A 13,246-nucleotide genomic window follows, 5' to 3' on the forward strand; every position below is an offset into this window, starting at 1 on the left:
GACGACACGACGAAAGGCACACCATGGCCACCACCCTCGCCGGAGCCGGTCCGCGGCTGTGGGCACCCGCCCGGCACCGGCCCTTCCAACTCCTCTGGCTGGGACAGTCGTTGTCCCTGCTCGGCGACGGCTTCAGCGTCGTCGCCTTCTCCTGGATCACCCTCGGCCTGACCGGATCGACCCTCACCCTCGGCTACGTCCTCGCCTTCCAGGCCGTACCGCGGGCCCTGCTCACCCTGGTCGGCGGTACCCTCGGCGACTCGCTGTCCACCCGCACCCTGATGATCGCCTCCAGCTGGACCCGGGCCGGGCTGATGACCGGGGTCGGCGTGGCCGGCCTGACCGGGCAGCTGACGGTGTGGATGCTGTGCGCGGCGGCGGCCGCGTTCGGCGCCGTCGACGCCTTCTTCCAACCGGCCCGCGTGTCCATCCTGCCCTCGGTGGTGGACGAGAGCCTGCTGACCCCGGCCAACGCGCTGCTGGGCGCCGGGTCGAGGACCGCGGCCGTCGTCGGACCGGCCGTCGGCGGCCTGGTCATCGCCATGACCCAGGCACCGGTGGCGTTCCTCGTCGACGCCGTCTGCTTCGCCCTGTGCGGCTGGTGCGTGGCGGGCATCCGCACCCGGCCCCGGCCGGACCGCGGTGAGAAGGCCGCCGCGCCGCAACCGCAGGCGTCCCTGGCCGCCCGGATCCGCGAGGGCGTGACCTTCACCCTGCGCGACCCCCGGCTCCGCACCGTCGTCGCCCTCGACACCGCCGTCAACTTCTGTTACGCCGGGCCCTTCACGGTCGGTTTCGCCACCCTCGCCGACCAGGTGCTGCGCGGCGGCTCCACCACGCTGGGCGTGCTGAACGGCTCCCTCGCCGGCGGCGCCATGCTCGGCACGCTGGCGGGCGGCGCCCTCGGCGGGCGGCCCCGGGTCGGCCTGCTGGTGGCCGCCCTGGCCGGCTGGCTGGCCGCCGGCATGGCCGTGCTCGGCCTGGTCCACAGCACCCCGGCCGTCGTGGCGACGGTGCTCGCCATGGGCTTCGCCATCGGGTTCCAGGGCGTGTTCGGGCTCAGCTGGATCCAGCGGAACATCCCCCAGGACGTGCTCAGCCGGGTCGTGTCGGTCGACATGGTCCTCGGCTACGCCGCCGCCCCGCTGTCCCTGATCGTGTGCGGCGCGCTGGCCCGCGTCGGCGCCCTCGCCCTGTTCGGAGCGGTGGCCGCGGTCCTCGCCCTCACCGGCCTCGCGGTCCTCGCCTCCCGCCCGGTGCGCGAGATGCGCTGACGCTCCGCCGGTCGTGCCCGGGGTGCCGTGTTGTGCCGTCGGTCGGCTGCGGCGCCGTCGTGGCCGGTCGCGCAGTTTCCCGCGCCCCTTCGGGGCGCTGCCCGACCGCAGCGGACTTCGCCCGACCTGCTCCAGGTCAGGCGGTGCGCGGAGCGGGCCCCGGCACCCGCCGGAGCCCGCTCCGCACCGTTGTCAGTCGTCAGTTGTCAGTCGTCGAAGTCGGTGGAGCGGGCGAGCTTCTCCCAGGTGCCGAGTTCGGTACGGGCACGGTCGAGGTGGCCGGTGATCACGTCGGCGGCGTCGTTGCCGAGCGGCAGCCGCAGCGGCGGTTCGTCGGCCTCCAGAGCGGTGAGCACGGCGGCCGCGGCCTTGGCCGGGTCCCCGGGTTCCCGGCCGCTTCCGCCCGGCAGCGCGGAAAGGAGCGGGCCCACGGTGTCCTGGTAGGCGTCCATGGCCGCGGGGGGCCGCAGCGCCGCGGCGTCGGCGAAGCCGGTACGGAACGCGCCGGGCTCGACGATCAGCACCCGGATGCCGTGCGGGGCGACCTCCGCGGCCAGGGCCTCGGAGAGCCCCTCCAGGGCGAACTTGCCGGCGCAGTAGGCGCCGACTCCGGCGAAGGCGAGCCGTCCACCCATGCTGCTGAGCTGCACGATGGCGCCCGAGCGCTGGCGGCGCATGTGCGGCAGCGCGGCCCGGGTGAGCGCGGCGGGGCCGAAGAAGTGCAGGTCCATCAGGTCCCGCAGGTCCGCGTCGGTGGTCTCCTCGACCGCCCCCACCATGCCCCGCCCGGCGTTGTTGACCAGGACATCGATCCGGCCGTGCCGGGCTGCCACGCCGTCGACCGCGGCCTGGGCGCCCGCGATGTCGGTGACGTCCAGCGGCAGTGCCTCGACCTGGCCCGGGTGTGCGGCGACCAGCTCGTCGAGCAGCGCGGTGCGGCGGGCGGCGGCGACCACGAGGTCACCCGCGGCCACCGCCGCCTCGGTTATCGCCCGGCCGAACCCGCTGCTCGCCCCGGTGACCAGCCATACCTTGTCCATGTTGTTCTCCTTGCTGCCGGGCGCTCCGCCGTCCCCGGCGGTCTGTCGTGAACTACCTTGCAGGGCAAACCAGTTGCCCGCCCAAGATTCGCTCTGGAACCCGGTGATCAGGTATGTTCACGGACAGGACCGCCGCGAAGCGCCCCTGAGCGCGGTCGGTGCGGCGCCGCTGCCACATGTCCGGTGAGGACAGAGCCGCCCTGAAGGGGCGCGGGGAACTGCGCGACCGGCCACGACTCTGCGGCAGACGACCGATGGCATGGCGCGGCATTCCTTGCGGAGCGCTCGGCGGCACCGCCGGCGGAGCGCTCACGCTCAGGTGTCGCGCAACGCGGCGGAGCGGGCGCACAGGTCCGTGCGGTTGGCGGCGCCCGTCTTCGTGATCAGGCTCGCGATGTGCTTCTCCGCCGTGCGCGGTGAGATGAACAGCCGGTCGGCGATGTCCTTGTTGGTCAGCCGCTCCGCGAGCAGCCGGAACACCTCGAACTCCCGCACGGTGACGCCCTGGGCGCGCAGTTGGTCGGGGATGCCGCTGGTGCCGGTGCGGTGCTGGTGGACGGAGGCGCCGAGCCGGCGCAGCCCGGCCCGGCAGGCGCCCGTGACGGCCTGCACGTCCCGGTCGTGGAAGTAGTGCTCCGCCCGCCGCAGCCAGCCCACCGGATCGCCCCAGCCGTCCTGGTGCGCCGCGTCCGCGATCAGCCGCAGTCCGAGGTGCCGGGCCAGCGGATACGGCTCGGCCACCGTCAGCGCCGACTCCACCGTCGCCGCCGCCCGCTCGCCCGCGCCCTCGCGGCCCAGCAGGACGGCGTCGGCGAGCAGCACGAACTGGCGGTTCCAGCGCATCCGGGCGACCGCGGTGTCGGTGATCTCCTCGTGCCGGGCCCGGTCCGCGTCCCCGGCGAGCACGTCCAGCAGCAGTCCCAGGCCGTGGGTGCCGCTGAGGTGGTAGGTGGAGGGGTTGCCCGCCTCGATCTCCAGCACCTGCCGGACCTCCTCGCGGGCGAGTTCGCGGTCCTCCTCCAGCAGCGCGCAGAAGACGCGGGCCAGACCGCGGCTGAGCGGTTCCTCCTGCGAACCGGCGCCGTCCCACTCCGCGAACGCCGCCAGCGCCCGCTCCATCGCGGCCCGGTCGCCGTGGTGGGCCTCCAGGACGGCCTGTGCCATCAGGACGTACCGCACGGCGGGCGCGAGGCGCAGCCGACGTACGACGGCCAGGCACTCGGCGGCGGCGGACCGGGCGGTGTCGTAGTCGCCGCGCAGCACCGCGTCGAGGACGAGGATGCCGTCCACGGTGTGGACGATGTTCACCGAGCCGAGCCGCAGCGCCTCCTCCCGGGCCGCCAGCAGCCCCGAGGCGTCGCCGTCGGCGAGCCAGGCGTTGCCGCCGAGCCGGGTGGCCGCGTACATGCGCTGCAGGGGAAGGCGATGGCGTTCCGCCGTGGCCAGGGCCTGTTCGAGCATCGCCTCCGACTCCTCCGGGTCCCGCTTGCGGGCCACGGTCGCGAGGAGTTCCAGTGCCTGGCAGGCGACGACGGGCAGCCCGTACCGTTCGGCGGTGTCGGCGGCGGACCGGGCGAGTTTCTCGGCGTGCTGGGTGCGGTCGGGGCCGGGCGTGTCGAGGGCCAGGTAGGCGGCCGTGACGTCGACGGCCGCGGTGGCCGGCTCGTCCGGGGCGGCCGCCAGCACCTCGCGGGCGCGGGCTGTCTGCCGGTTGCCGTCGCTCCACCGGCCCGCGGTGTGGGCGACCTTGGCCAGCCGGGTGTGCAGCGTGGCCAGGCGGACGGGGCTCAGCCCGGAGCCGTCCAGCGCGTGCAGGTCCTCGGCCAGGTCGAAGGCGCGGGCGAAGTCGCCGGCCTCGGCCAGGGCCGGCAGCAGGTTCTCCAGCACCGCGGCCCGCGCCTGCGGGTCGCCCGCGTCGGCCAGCAGGCGCTCGGCCCGGCCGAGCAGGGTCACGGCGGAGCCGAGCGCCCCCGCCGCCAGCGCCCGCCCGCCGGCGTCCGCGAACAGCAGGCCGGCCTGCACCTTGTCGCCGGCCTCGCCGCGCAGCCCGGCGGCCAGCGTGCACCAGTCGCCGGTCAGACCGGGGTGCAGTTCCTCGATCGCCTCCGCGCCCCGCCGGGCCAGCTCCGCGCGCCGGGTCGGGGTCATCTGCGTGAAGAGGGCCTCCACGGTGAGCGAATGCCGGAAGGAGTACCAGTCGGGGGCCGGTTCGTCGGGAACCACCAGCCGCGCGGCCACACCCGCGTGCAGATGGCTGAGCAGGGCCCGGTCGTCGACGCCGGTCATGCGCTGCAGCACCGTGAGCGGGAAGCGCCGGCCGAGCACGGCGGCGGCCGACAGCAGGGTCAGGCCCTGCGCGCCCAGCCGGTCGATACGGCGCAGTATGCCGCGCGCCAGCGTGGACGAAACGTCACTGCGGAGGTCGCCGACGGCCCGCCAGCCCTCCGGGCCCTGCACCAGCGTGCCGGCCCCGATCATCGACTGCAGCAGTTCCTCGATCAGGTACGGGCTTCCCGAACTGTCCTCCCACAGCCGCTCCAGCACCGCCGCGGGCACCTCGTCCGGGCCGTCGGCACCGAGCTGGGCCGCTATCATCTCGTACGCCTGGGGGCGGGTCAGCGGCGGCAGTTCCACCAGGGTGGCGGCGCCGCGCCGGCGGGCGGACTGCGCGAGGTCGAGGGCGTCGCTGAAATCCGTCCGGACCGTGGCCAGCAGCAGTACGGGCGTGTACTCGAGGTTGTCCACCAGGTATTCGAGGACGCCGAGCGTTTCCGGGTCGGCGTCGTGCAGATCCTCCAGCAGCAGCAACTGGCCCTGCCCGCGCCCGGCGGCGATGAGCAGACGCAGCACCGCCTCGCCCAGGATCACCATGGAACTGCTGTCCCGTTCCCCGGTGTTCCACTCGGGGATCAGCCGCCCCAGAACCGGCCGGTAGGGGCCGAGGGCGAGGTCGTCCATGGGTTCGCCGCCGCGGAACAGCGACATCAGGGCTTCGGTCAGCGGCCGGAACGGTACGGCCGGACCCGTGGTGCTGCTGCGGCCCCGCAGCACCCGCATCCCGGCGCCCAGCGCCTCCCCGACGGCCTCCGCGGCGACCCGCGACTTGCCGACGCCCGCTTCTCCCATCAGGAAGACGACACCGCCGCGGCCCTGTCGCGCATCGGCCAGGGCACGTTCGAGCAGGGCCAGTTGGGAGCCCCGTCCGACCAGGGAAGGCGCATGGGAACGCATGAGCGCAGATAGTAATCGGAACACCGGGCCCCGCGGCAGATCGCAAGGCCCCCGAACGGTCCGCGGCTGCCGCCGCTTCAGCCGATCGCCGCCACCGCCGCTTCAGCCCCGTGCCGACACGGCGGCGCGGGCCCGCCAGGCGGGCCCGCGCCATCGTCCGCGTCAGGACTGACGGTGTGTCACTGGGGTGCGGAGACCGAGGTGTCGAGCGTGCTGAGGGTGATGACGATGCCGCTGGTGAGCACCATGCCGGCGAGGACGCGGGCGCGGGCGCAGGCGCGGTTGCGGCCCTTGAGCGTGATCCCGCCCGCGGCGTCCTGCTCGTCGGCGGCGGTCTCGGTGACGTCGGCGGCGGTGGAGGCGAGGTGCTTGTCCATGACGGTGAGGTCCCCTTCTGGCGTTCGTGCGGTCGAGCACGGTGGGAGGTGGCGGTGGTGCCGTGGTGCCGTGGTGCCGTGGTGCAGAGGAGCGGAGGAGCGTGAGCGGTGCGATCAGTGACCCGGCTGTCCCAGGAGCAGGACGGACGGGACGGTTTCGGGGTGGGCCAGGCGGAGCAGTCCGTAGCCGATGCCGGACAGTCCGGTCAGCAGCCCGGGGGAGGGAACGTGGTCGGGGGTGGCGCAGCGGTGGCTCTGCGCCTCGACGAGCGCGAGCACCTGTCCGGTACGCCGGCTCAGCGTCGCGGCGGCGGTCGCGTCGCCGCGCCGGGCGAGCACGGCCAGGGCCTCCAGCGTGCCGAGGGTGCCCTGCCCGAGACTCAGACCGGGGCCGACCTCGACGTCCGCCAGTCCGGCCGCGAGTCCGGCCGGCAGCGCGCCGGCGGCGGGCAGCGCGGCGGCCGCCGCCACACCGGCGGACCCGGAGATCCAGGAAGGGTCCGCGTGCGCGGCCGGCACGTCCCGGACCGCGGCGCGCAGCAGGGCGTCGGCGGCGTCCGCGTGCGCGGCGGCGCGCTCCGGGCGACGGCCGGCGTAGCGCCGCAGCGCCCAGCCGATCCCGGCCGCCCCGTCGGCGAAACCCGGGCCGCGGACCGGGGCCGCGCTCGCGTCGGCGGCACTCGCGCCGTGATCCGCGGCCCCGGTTTCGCCGACGGTCCGGTCCGGCCCGCAGGCCGTCACCAGCAGCAGGTCCGCCACGGTGTCCGCCAGCCGCAGGGCCTCGGGCGACCCCGTCGCTTCGTGTACGGCGACGGCGGCGGCCAGCGCCCCGGCCGTGCCGGCGGCCAGCCCCGGGTCGGCGCAGGCGGCCACCGCGTGCCCGAGCGCGGTGAGCGCGTCGGGCAGGCACCCCGTCAGATCCTCTCCGAGCAGCGCCGACAGCCTCGGCAGCGCGTAGACGATGCCGGCCAGCCCGTCGTAGGCGCCGGGGCCGGCCGCCGCGCTCAGCTCGGGGTCGGCGGCCAGCGCCTTCATCAGGGCGGGCAGCGGCAGGACCGCCTCCCGCGCCAGCGCGGCGTACCGCCCGGCCCCGGTCAGCGCGTCCGTCTGGGCCAGGAACAACGCCACGCCGCAGTAGCCCTGTCCCAGCCCGGCGCCCATCGGCAGCACGGCCCAGTGCGGTCCCGAGACCTGCTCCAGGCCCAGCCAGTTGGTGCGGCCGCCGCCGTGTATCGCGCGGGCGGCGATCTCGTCGGCGATCCCGCACACGGCGGCCAGCAGCCGCGAGGTGTCGGGCACGACCTCCGGGACCGGAGCGAGGGCGAGTTCGGACCGCCGCGCCAGGGGTGAACCGGCACTCCGCGCCGCCAGCGTGGCCGAGATGATCCACTCCTGGTCGTGGCAGTCGACCTCGTCCATCCGGGCGAGCTTCGCACCGACCGCGGCCAGGCTCGCCACGGGCAGCACCTCCGGCAGCCAGGTGCCGTCGGCCGTCCGGACCCCGGTACCGGACGGCCGATGCACGAACAGCGGTACGTCGCCGCGCCACAGGTCGGCGGTCTCCTGCTCGACGAGCCGCCGGCGTGCCTCGTCGTGCTCGGACTCGGTCCACAGCACCGCGAACACGCCCTCCCGGGCGAGCGCGTCCCCGAGCAGGGACGGGTGCGTGGACTCCTCCAGCAGCGTGGCGTACAGGCGGGTGGAGCGGACGATGAGCCGGGCCGGGCTGTCGGCATGCATGCCCAACGGCCCTTCCGGACCCAGCAGTTCGGGACCGTGTGCGGCGAGGGCCGCGTAGCCGGTGCGGAATCCCTCCAGCAGCGCCGCCCGGTGGTCGGCCGCCTCCAGGGGCGCCCCGTCGGGCAGCGGCTGGTTCTGCGCGGCGGGGCTGGGCAGCGGTGCCCGTACGGCCCGCATCGTGTCCCTGCCGCTGTCCTCCCAGCGCAGGCCCTCGCTCGGGAAGGTGCCGTCGGTGGACCGGCCGAGCGCGGAGATGTCCAGCGCGCCGTGCTCGCCGATCAGCAGGTGGGGCAGCAGGCAGGTGCGGTGCACGGAGGCGTGCAGGGCGTCCGCTGCCGGGTCGGCGCCGGCCGTCATGGCCTGCGGCAGCCCGGTGTGCAGCAGCGTCTCGGCGTCCACCAGGACCGGCTGGTCGCCGCAGGCGATGACGTTCTCGTAGTGCATGTCGGCGCCGTCCACCGCGTACAGCATGGCCAGCAGCGCACCTTGGCGCCGGTAGAAGGCGTTGGTCTCGGCCATCGACCGGCACCAGCGGTGCTCCACGAACTCCAGCCAGCCGTAAGCCGGCCGGCGCACACTGCGCGGCGAGCGCAGCGCCAGACCGGGCACCTTGGCGTTGAGCCAGGCCACCAGGTCGTCGAGCAGGGCGTGCTGGCCGAGCGGGCGGGGCTTGTAGACGACCCGGTCCCCGTCGGCGAAGCGCAGGATCGCGACCGCCCGGTTGCCCTGGTGGGCGTCACCGAGCCCGAGGTCGACCCCGGCCAGCGCACCGGGCTCGCGCCCGCCGAGCAGGCCGGCGACCAGGTCGTCCCGGTCGGCCCGGAACCGCGCCACCAGCTCCGCCGCCGCGTCCGCCGCGTCCAGCGCGGTCTGGCCGAGCATCCGGGCCAGCACCGGGTAGGCGGCGACGAGCGCGGAAAGACCCTGCCGGGTGCCGGTCGCGGCGACGAACGAGGCGAACCGCTCGCTCGGGTCCGCTCCGGCGAGCCGCCGGGCACGCCGGGCGAGGGAGAGTTCGTGGACCAGGGTGCGGGCGGCCTGCCGGACCAGCTGCTCGGTCAGCCGCCGCTCGAACGCCGCCTGCCACACCGCCTGTTCGGCGACGGGAACGCCCGGCAGGAGACCGGCGAGGCGGTCCGCGGCCGGGGTGACGAACGGCCGTACGACGGTGGCGAAGACCTCGGGACCCACACCGTCCGCGGCCGGCTCGACCGCGGCCGGGCTCTCCGGGGCGGCGTCCAGGGCCGCTTCCGCGTACCCGGCCCACTCGGGCTTGGCCGCGCGGGCGGCGAGCAGCTCGGCGGGTTCCGCCACGAGAGCCGCCGCGGTCGCCGCGTCCACCCGGAGGTGGGCCAGCCGCAGCGCGAAGCCCTCGCTGTCCCCGGCGGCCCAGGGAGCGCGCCCGGAGGCGGCGGAGCGGGCGGACGCCGCCGGGAGGCCGGGGGCGGCGAGCCGTTCCGCGAGGGACAGCGCCGGGGCCCACCAGGCGAGCGGCAGGCCGGCGCTCCGGGGAGTCGGGAGGCTGGTGGCGGTCTCAGTCACGTCACCGAAGGTGGCAGACGCCCTACGACCCCCACATGGGGAAGTGACCCCCATATTCCCTGCCGACCCGCCCCACCGGGTGGGGAACGACCGCCGCGGCGACACCGCGCGGTGCGGACGACCGCAGGCCGCACCGGGGAGAACCGCACGTCAGCGCCCCTGCCCGGGGTCCTGGGCAGGGGGCGGCCCGACCACCGTACGAGCCTGCCCGGGGGCGCCGCGTACGGGTGTGTCCCGCCCGCTCCGGGCGGCCCGACCCCCATCCCCGCCCGCCGCGCCTGCCTCGTACGGGTGTCCGCCGCGCCGCCCACCGCCGGACCCGGCCTCAGCAGGCCTGAGCAGGCCCGGACAGGCCCGCCGCGCGCGGGGCGACCGGAGCCGGGCCGCCCGCCCGGTGGGAGGGGGACGGAAAAGGTGGGGACCGACTACCGATGCTCCCGCGGCCCCGCCGGGCGCACGGTGTCGTGCAGAACCCCCCAGACCGCCCGCCGTGCTCACCACCGGGCGGACGACCTTCCAAGGAGCAGCAGATGGGAGCACCTGTACCCGTCGGTGTGGTCGCCCTCGACCCGGTGCTGGAAGCCGGCACCCGCAGTACCCTCCTCGCCTGCCCGGAACTGACCCTCTGCGAGCCCGGCGTCGCCCGGGTCGCGGTACTGACCGTGGACCGGCTCGGACCGGCCGAACTCGACATGGTGCGCGTCACCCGCGCCCACCCGCAGCGCCCCGCCGTCGTCCTGGTGGCCGGCGCCCTCGCCTCCGGCGACGCCCTGCACGCCCTCGCCGCCGGCGCCCGCGGCCTGCTGCTGCGCCGCGAGGCCGACGCGTCCCGCCTCGGCCACGCGGTGCTGGCCGCCGCCGAGGACGACTGCACCCTCCCGACGGACCTGCTGGAACAGGTCCTGGACCGCCCGGCCGACGCCCGGCACGGCAGCGGCGGCTGGGCCGGCGGCACCCTGTCGGACCGGGAGCGGTCGGTGCTGCGCCTGGTCGCCGACGGGCACGAGACGGCGGAGATCGCCCAGCGCCTCGCCTACTCGCCGCGCACCGTCACGACCGTCGTGCACGACATCACGCAGCGCTTCCGGCTGCGCAACCGCGCGCACGCGGTCGCCTACGCACTCCGGGCGGGTCTGCTGTGACGCCCACCCTGGCGCCCGCGGCGCCGCTCGCGCCCTCCGCGCCCCTGGAACCCGCGCCGGCCGGGCCTCTCGCGTCCGCCGCACCCGCCGGGCCGCCCGCCGTGCGCGTCGCGTCCGGCGAGGCCGCCGTGGCCCCCGCTTCGGCGGCCCTGCGCGTGCTGCCCGCACGCGGCGCGGACCGGGTCCGCGCACTCGCCCGCCGCGCGGGCCTGAGCTGCGTCGAGGGGCACCCGGAGGCGGGGACCGTCACCGTGGTCGTCGCACAGGACGTCGAGGAGGCCCTGCGCGGCCCGTGGACCGCCGGACCGCTGCTGCTGGTGTGCGACACCGTCAGCCGTACCGGCCTGCTGCGGGCGCTGCGCGCGGGCGCGGTGGTCCTGCGGAGCGAGGACCTCACGCCGGAGACCCTGACGGCGGCCGTCCGGCGCGCCGGGCACCCGCACCCGTGCATCCCGTACCCGGAACTGTCCCACCTGCTGAACGGCGGCCCGCCGCCCGGCCGGCCGGACCGGAGCGGCAGCAGGCCACCCACCCTGACGGCACGTCAGACCTCCGTGCTGCGCCTCATGGCCGAGGGACACGCCAACGCGGACATCGCGCGGCTGCTGGACTGCTCCGAACACACCGTGAAGAACGTCATCTACGAGATCATGGCGCGCCTTCAGGCCCGCAACCGGGCGCACGCGGTCGCCCACGCGGTACGCCACGGGCTGGTCTGACCGGCCGCCGGCCGCCGGCCGCCTGACGTCGGCTGTCGGCTGCCGGACGACGGCCGCTGGATGCCGGCCGTCGGTCGTCGGGCGTCGCGGCCGCCGGACGACGCAGACGCGGGGCGCGGGGGACGGGAGACACGGCCGGCGAGCACGCCGCACCCGGCGCCCCGCGCGGCCCGTCGCGGTGGACCGCGTCAGAACCGGGGCGTGGGCAGCAGCCGCGGTTCGATCCGCTCCTCCACGGCCCCGTCGCCCCCGCGGCTGACCAAGTAGGCTCCCTTGCCCGGCAGTTCCGTCACGGCCTCGACCAACTCGGTGCCCCGGTAGACCAGGCCCACCCCGTCGTCGGTGCAGTGGGCCGTACGGAAGGCTCCCTCGGCGACCAGCCGGTGGATCAGCGGGCGCCGGCCCGGGTCGGAGTCGTAGTGCACGCCGTTGCCGAACGGCAACAGGCCCAACCCGTCGCTGAACGGCCGCAGTCCGGGCCCGAAGGAGTCGGTCGCGCCGCCCTCGAACCAGCAGAGCGAACCCGCGCTGACCCCGGCGAGCACCACGCCCGCCCGCCACGCGCGCCGCATGATCGCGTCCAGGCCGTGCACCCGCCACACGGCGAGCAGGTTGGCCACCGAACCGCCCATCACCCAGACGACGTCGTGGTCCAGGACCGTGCCCTCGACGTCCTCGACGTTCGGCATGGGGAACAGGTACAGGGGGGTGAGGTCGAAGCCCGCCGCCCGGGCGGCCTCCGCCACCCGTGCCGTCACGTGCTCGGCGTCACCGGTCGCCGTGCCGACGTACAGGACGCGCGGACGCCTGCCGTGCACGCCGGAGAGGTCGACCGCGTGGTGGACCAGGGCATCGAAGAGCAGCCGGGTCCGCGTGCCGACGCGGTGCCCTCCGGAGGTGGCGAGGATGGTCGGTACGGCAGCGGTCACGCGCGCGATCGTAGCGCGCCCGCCTCGGCCCCCGGGGGGAATCCGGGGAGGCGGAGCGCGCGCCAGCGTAAGCCCCTGGGCACACAGGAGAGCGGGGACCGGCCACCGGGCCGGTCCCCGCTCTCCTGTGTCGGGCGCTCTCACTCCGTCCGCAGGGCCACCGCCGCCGCGTACCCCGCCGGGACGAGGACGTCCCGCAGGGTCCACTCCGGCGCCGGAGCGGCCGGCCGCGGGCCGGTGCCGACGTAGTCCAGCGCCGGATCGCGCACCAGCCCGGTCCCCAGGCCCTTGAGGTAGGCCTCCTTGCGGACCCAGGTGCGGGTGAACGCCGCCGGGCGCTCGTGCGCGGGGAGCCGCGCCAGCTCCGCCGCCTCCGCCGCGTGCAGCGCGGACTGCGCGCCGAGCACCGCCTGAGCGGTGGCCAGCCCTTCCACGTCGACACCGACCGGGGTCGGGGCGAGCGCCACCATCACCAGGTCCCCGCTGTGCGACAGCGAGAAGTGCACCCCGCGGGTGCGCAGCGCGGGCCGGCCGTGCGGCCCCCCGCAGCCCGCGCACGGCTCGCGCACCAGCGGCAGCGCGTCGGCGGGGACGCCCAGCAGCAGGCTCAGCACGCCGCGCAGGGTCGCGTGCGCCACCACGTACGCGTCGCGGTCCCGGGGCCGGTGGAAGGCGCCGGCCCGCGCCCGCTCGTCGGCGTCCAGCAGCTCCTGCGCCCGCCGCAGCGCGAGACGGTCCTGCCGTCCCACCTCGGCCAGGTACAGCTCCACCGGCCGGCGCGGCGTGCGCGGGCCCGGGGGGCGGCCGCCGGAGTTCAGTCCGGACAGATCCACGACGTCCGGGCACAGCCGGCCGGGCGGCGGCTCCGCCGGCGGGGCGTGCGCCGAAAGGGCGAGCGGCGGACCCGGGCGGGCCTCAGACATCGGCCCCGGCCAGCCGACGGCGCAGGCTGAGCGGGCGCATGTCCGTCCAGACGACGTCGATGTGGTCCAGGCACTCCTGCCGGGTGCCTCGCCGGCCCTCCGGATGCCAGCCGGCCGGCAGCTCGCGGTCCGCCCGCCAGATCGAGTACTGCTCCTCGTCGTTGCGCACCACGAGGTACACGTCCTCGGCGCCCGGGCGGACCTCCTCGCCGCCCGTGCCGGTCGCGGAATCGGTTTGCGTCACGGTGACCTCCCGCAGGTGATGGGGCCGGCCCGCGGGTCAGGGCCGACGGGGTCAGCGTGCCCGCCGCCGGCCGCGCCGGTCAGGG

10 protein-coding genes are annotated in these 13,246 nt (G+C 76.2%); 3 read left to right on the plus strand and 7 right to left on the minus strand.

Annotated features, from left to right (window positions below):
* Positions 1-23: 23 nt before the first annotated feature.
* Positions 24-1,274: an MFS transporter gene (locus AB0G63_RS10740; protein WP_360747486.1), complete on the plus strand. Its 1,251-nt coding sequence runs from the start codon at positions 24-26 to the stop codon at positions 1,272-1,274.
* 206 nt (positions 1,275-1,480) lie between these two features.
* On the opposite strand, the gene AB0G63_RS10745 is transcribed toward AB0G63_RS10740, so the two are convergent.
* From AB0G63_RS10745 to AB0G63_RS10760, 4 genes are all read right to left on the minus strand, one after another.
* The gene (locus tag AB0G63_RS10745) at positions 1,481-2,314 is read right to left on the minus strand and encodes an oxidoreductase (protein ID WP_360747489.1); all 834 of its coding nucleotides are present in this window, start codon (positions 2,312-2,314) and stop codon (positions 1,481-1,483) included.
* Between the two features lie 315 nt (positions 2,315-2,629).
* Entirely contained in the window at positions 2,630-5,545 is a 2,916-nt protein-coding gene (locus AB0G63_RS10750) for an AAA family ATPase (protein ID WP_360747492.1), read from the minus strand.
* A gap of 179 nt (positions 5,546-5,724) precedes the next feature.
* Positions 5,725-5,922 (minus strand): hypothetical protein, encoded by a 198-nt coding sequence (locus AB0G63_RS10755; protein ID WP_360747495.1) that lies wholly within the window; start codon positions 5,920-5,922, stop codon positions 5,725-5,727.
* Positions 5,923-6,036: 114 nt separating this feature from the next.
* Positions 6,037-9,204, minus strand: a complete 3,168-nt coding sequence (locus AB0G63_RS10760; protein ID WP_360747498.1) for a type 2 lanthipeptide synthetase LanM family protein — start codon at positions 9,202-9,204, stop codon at positions 6,037-6,039.
* Between the two features lie 530 nt (positions 9,205-9,734).
* Here AB0G63_RS10760 and AB0G63_RS10765 point away from each other — a divergent pair.
* Both AB0G63_RS10765 and AB0G63_RS10770 read left to right on the plus strand, forming a co-directional pair.
* The gene (locus tag AB0G63_RS10765) at positions 9,735-10,346 is read left to right on the plus strand and encodes a response regulator transcription factor (RefSeq protein ID WP_360747501.1); all 612 of its coding nucleotides are present in this window, start codon (positions 9,735-9,737) and stop codon (positions 10,344-10,346) included.
* Complete coding sequence (locus AB0G63_RS10770) at positions 10,343-11,065, plus strand: LuxR C-terminal-related transcriptional regulator (protein WP_360747504.1); 723 nt, start codon at positions 10,343-10,345, stop codon at positions 11,063-11,065. Before AB0G63_RS10765 ends, AB0G63_RS10770 begins: the two co-directional genes overlap by 4 nt.
* Positions 11,066-11,253: 188 nt before the next feature.
* Here the strand turns inward: AB0G63_RS10770 and AB0G63_RS10775 are convergent, their stop codons facing one another.
* From AB0G63_RS10775 to AB0G63_RS10785, 3 genes are all read right to left on the minus strand, one after another.
* Positions 11,254-11,994, minus strand: a complete 741-nt coding sequence (locus AB0G63_RS10775) for a peptidase E (protein ID WP_360747507.1) — start codon at positions 11,992-11,994, stop codon at positions 11,254-11,256.
* 140 nt (positions 11,995-12,134) lie between these two features.
* Entirely contained in the window at positions 12,135-12,917 is a 783-nt protein-coding gene (locus AB0G63_RS10780; RefSeq protein ID WP_360747510.1) for a 4'-phosphopantetheinyl transferase superfamily protein, read from the minus strand.
* A complete protein-coding gene (locus AB0G63_RS10785) occupies positions 12,910-13,098 on the minus strand; it encodes an MbtH family NRPS accessory protein (protein ID WP_360747833.1) in 189 nt (62 codons plus the stop codon). The genes AB0G63_RS10780 and AB0G63_RS10785 overlap by 8 nt, the downstream gene beginning before the upstream one ends.
* Positions 13,099-13,246 lie beyond the last annotated feature (148 nt).

Origin of the sequence: Streptomyces sp. NPDC020996 (assembly GCF_040641355.1) — a bacterium.
Taxonomy (GTDB): Bacteria; Actinomycetota; Actinomycetes; order Streptomycetales; family Streptomycetaceae; genus Streptomyces.

Excerpts from the sequence above, each read along its gene's own strand:
- AB0G63_RS10740 (WP_360747486.1), top strand. The coding sequence starts at position 24 with ATGGCCACCACCCTCGCCGGAGCCGGTCCGCGGCTGTGGGCACCCGCC.
- AB0G63_RS10745 (WP_360747489.1), bottom strand. The coding sequence starts at position 2,314 with ATGGACAAGGTATGGCTGGTCACCGGGGCGAGCAGCGGGTTCGGCCGG.
- AB0G63_RS10750 (WP_360747492.1), bottom strand. The coding sequence starts at position 5,545 with ATGCGTTCCCATGCGCCTTCCCTGGTCGGACGGGGCTCCCAACTGGCC.
- AB0G63_RS10755 (WP_360747495.1), bottom strand. The coding sequence starts at position 5,922 with ATGGACAAGCACCTCGCCTCCACCGCCGCCGACGTCACCGAGACCGCC.
- AB0G63_RS10765 (WP_360747501.1), top strand. The coding sequence starts at position 9,735 with ATGGGAGCACCTGTACCCGTCGGTGTGGTCGCCCTCGACCCGGTGCTG.
- AB0G63_RS10780 (WP_360747510.1), bottom strand. The coding sequence starts at position 12,917 with ATGTCTGAGGCCCGCCCGGGTCCGCCGCTCGCCCTTTCGGCGCACGCC.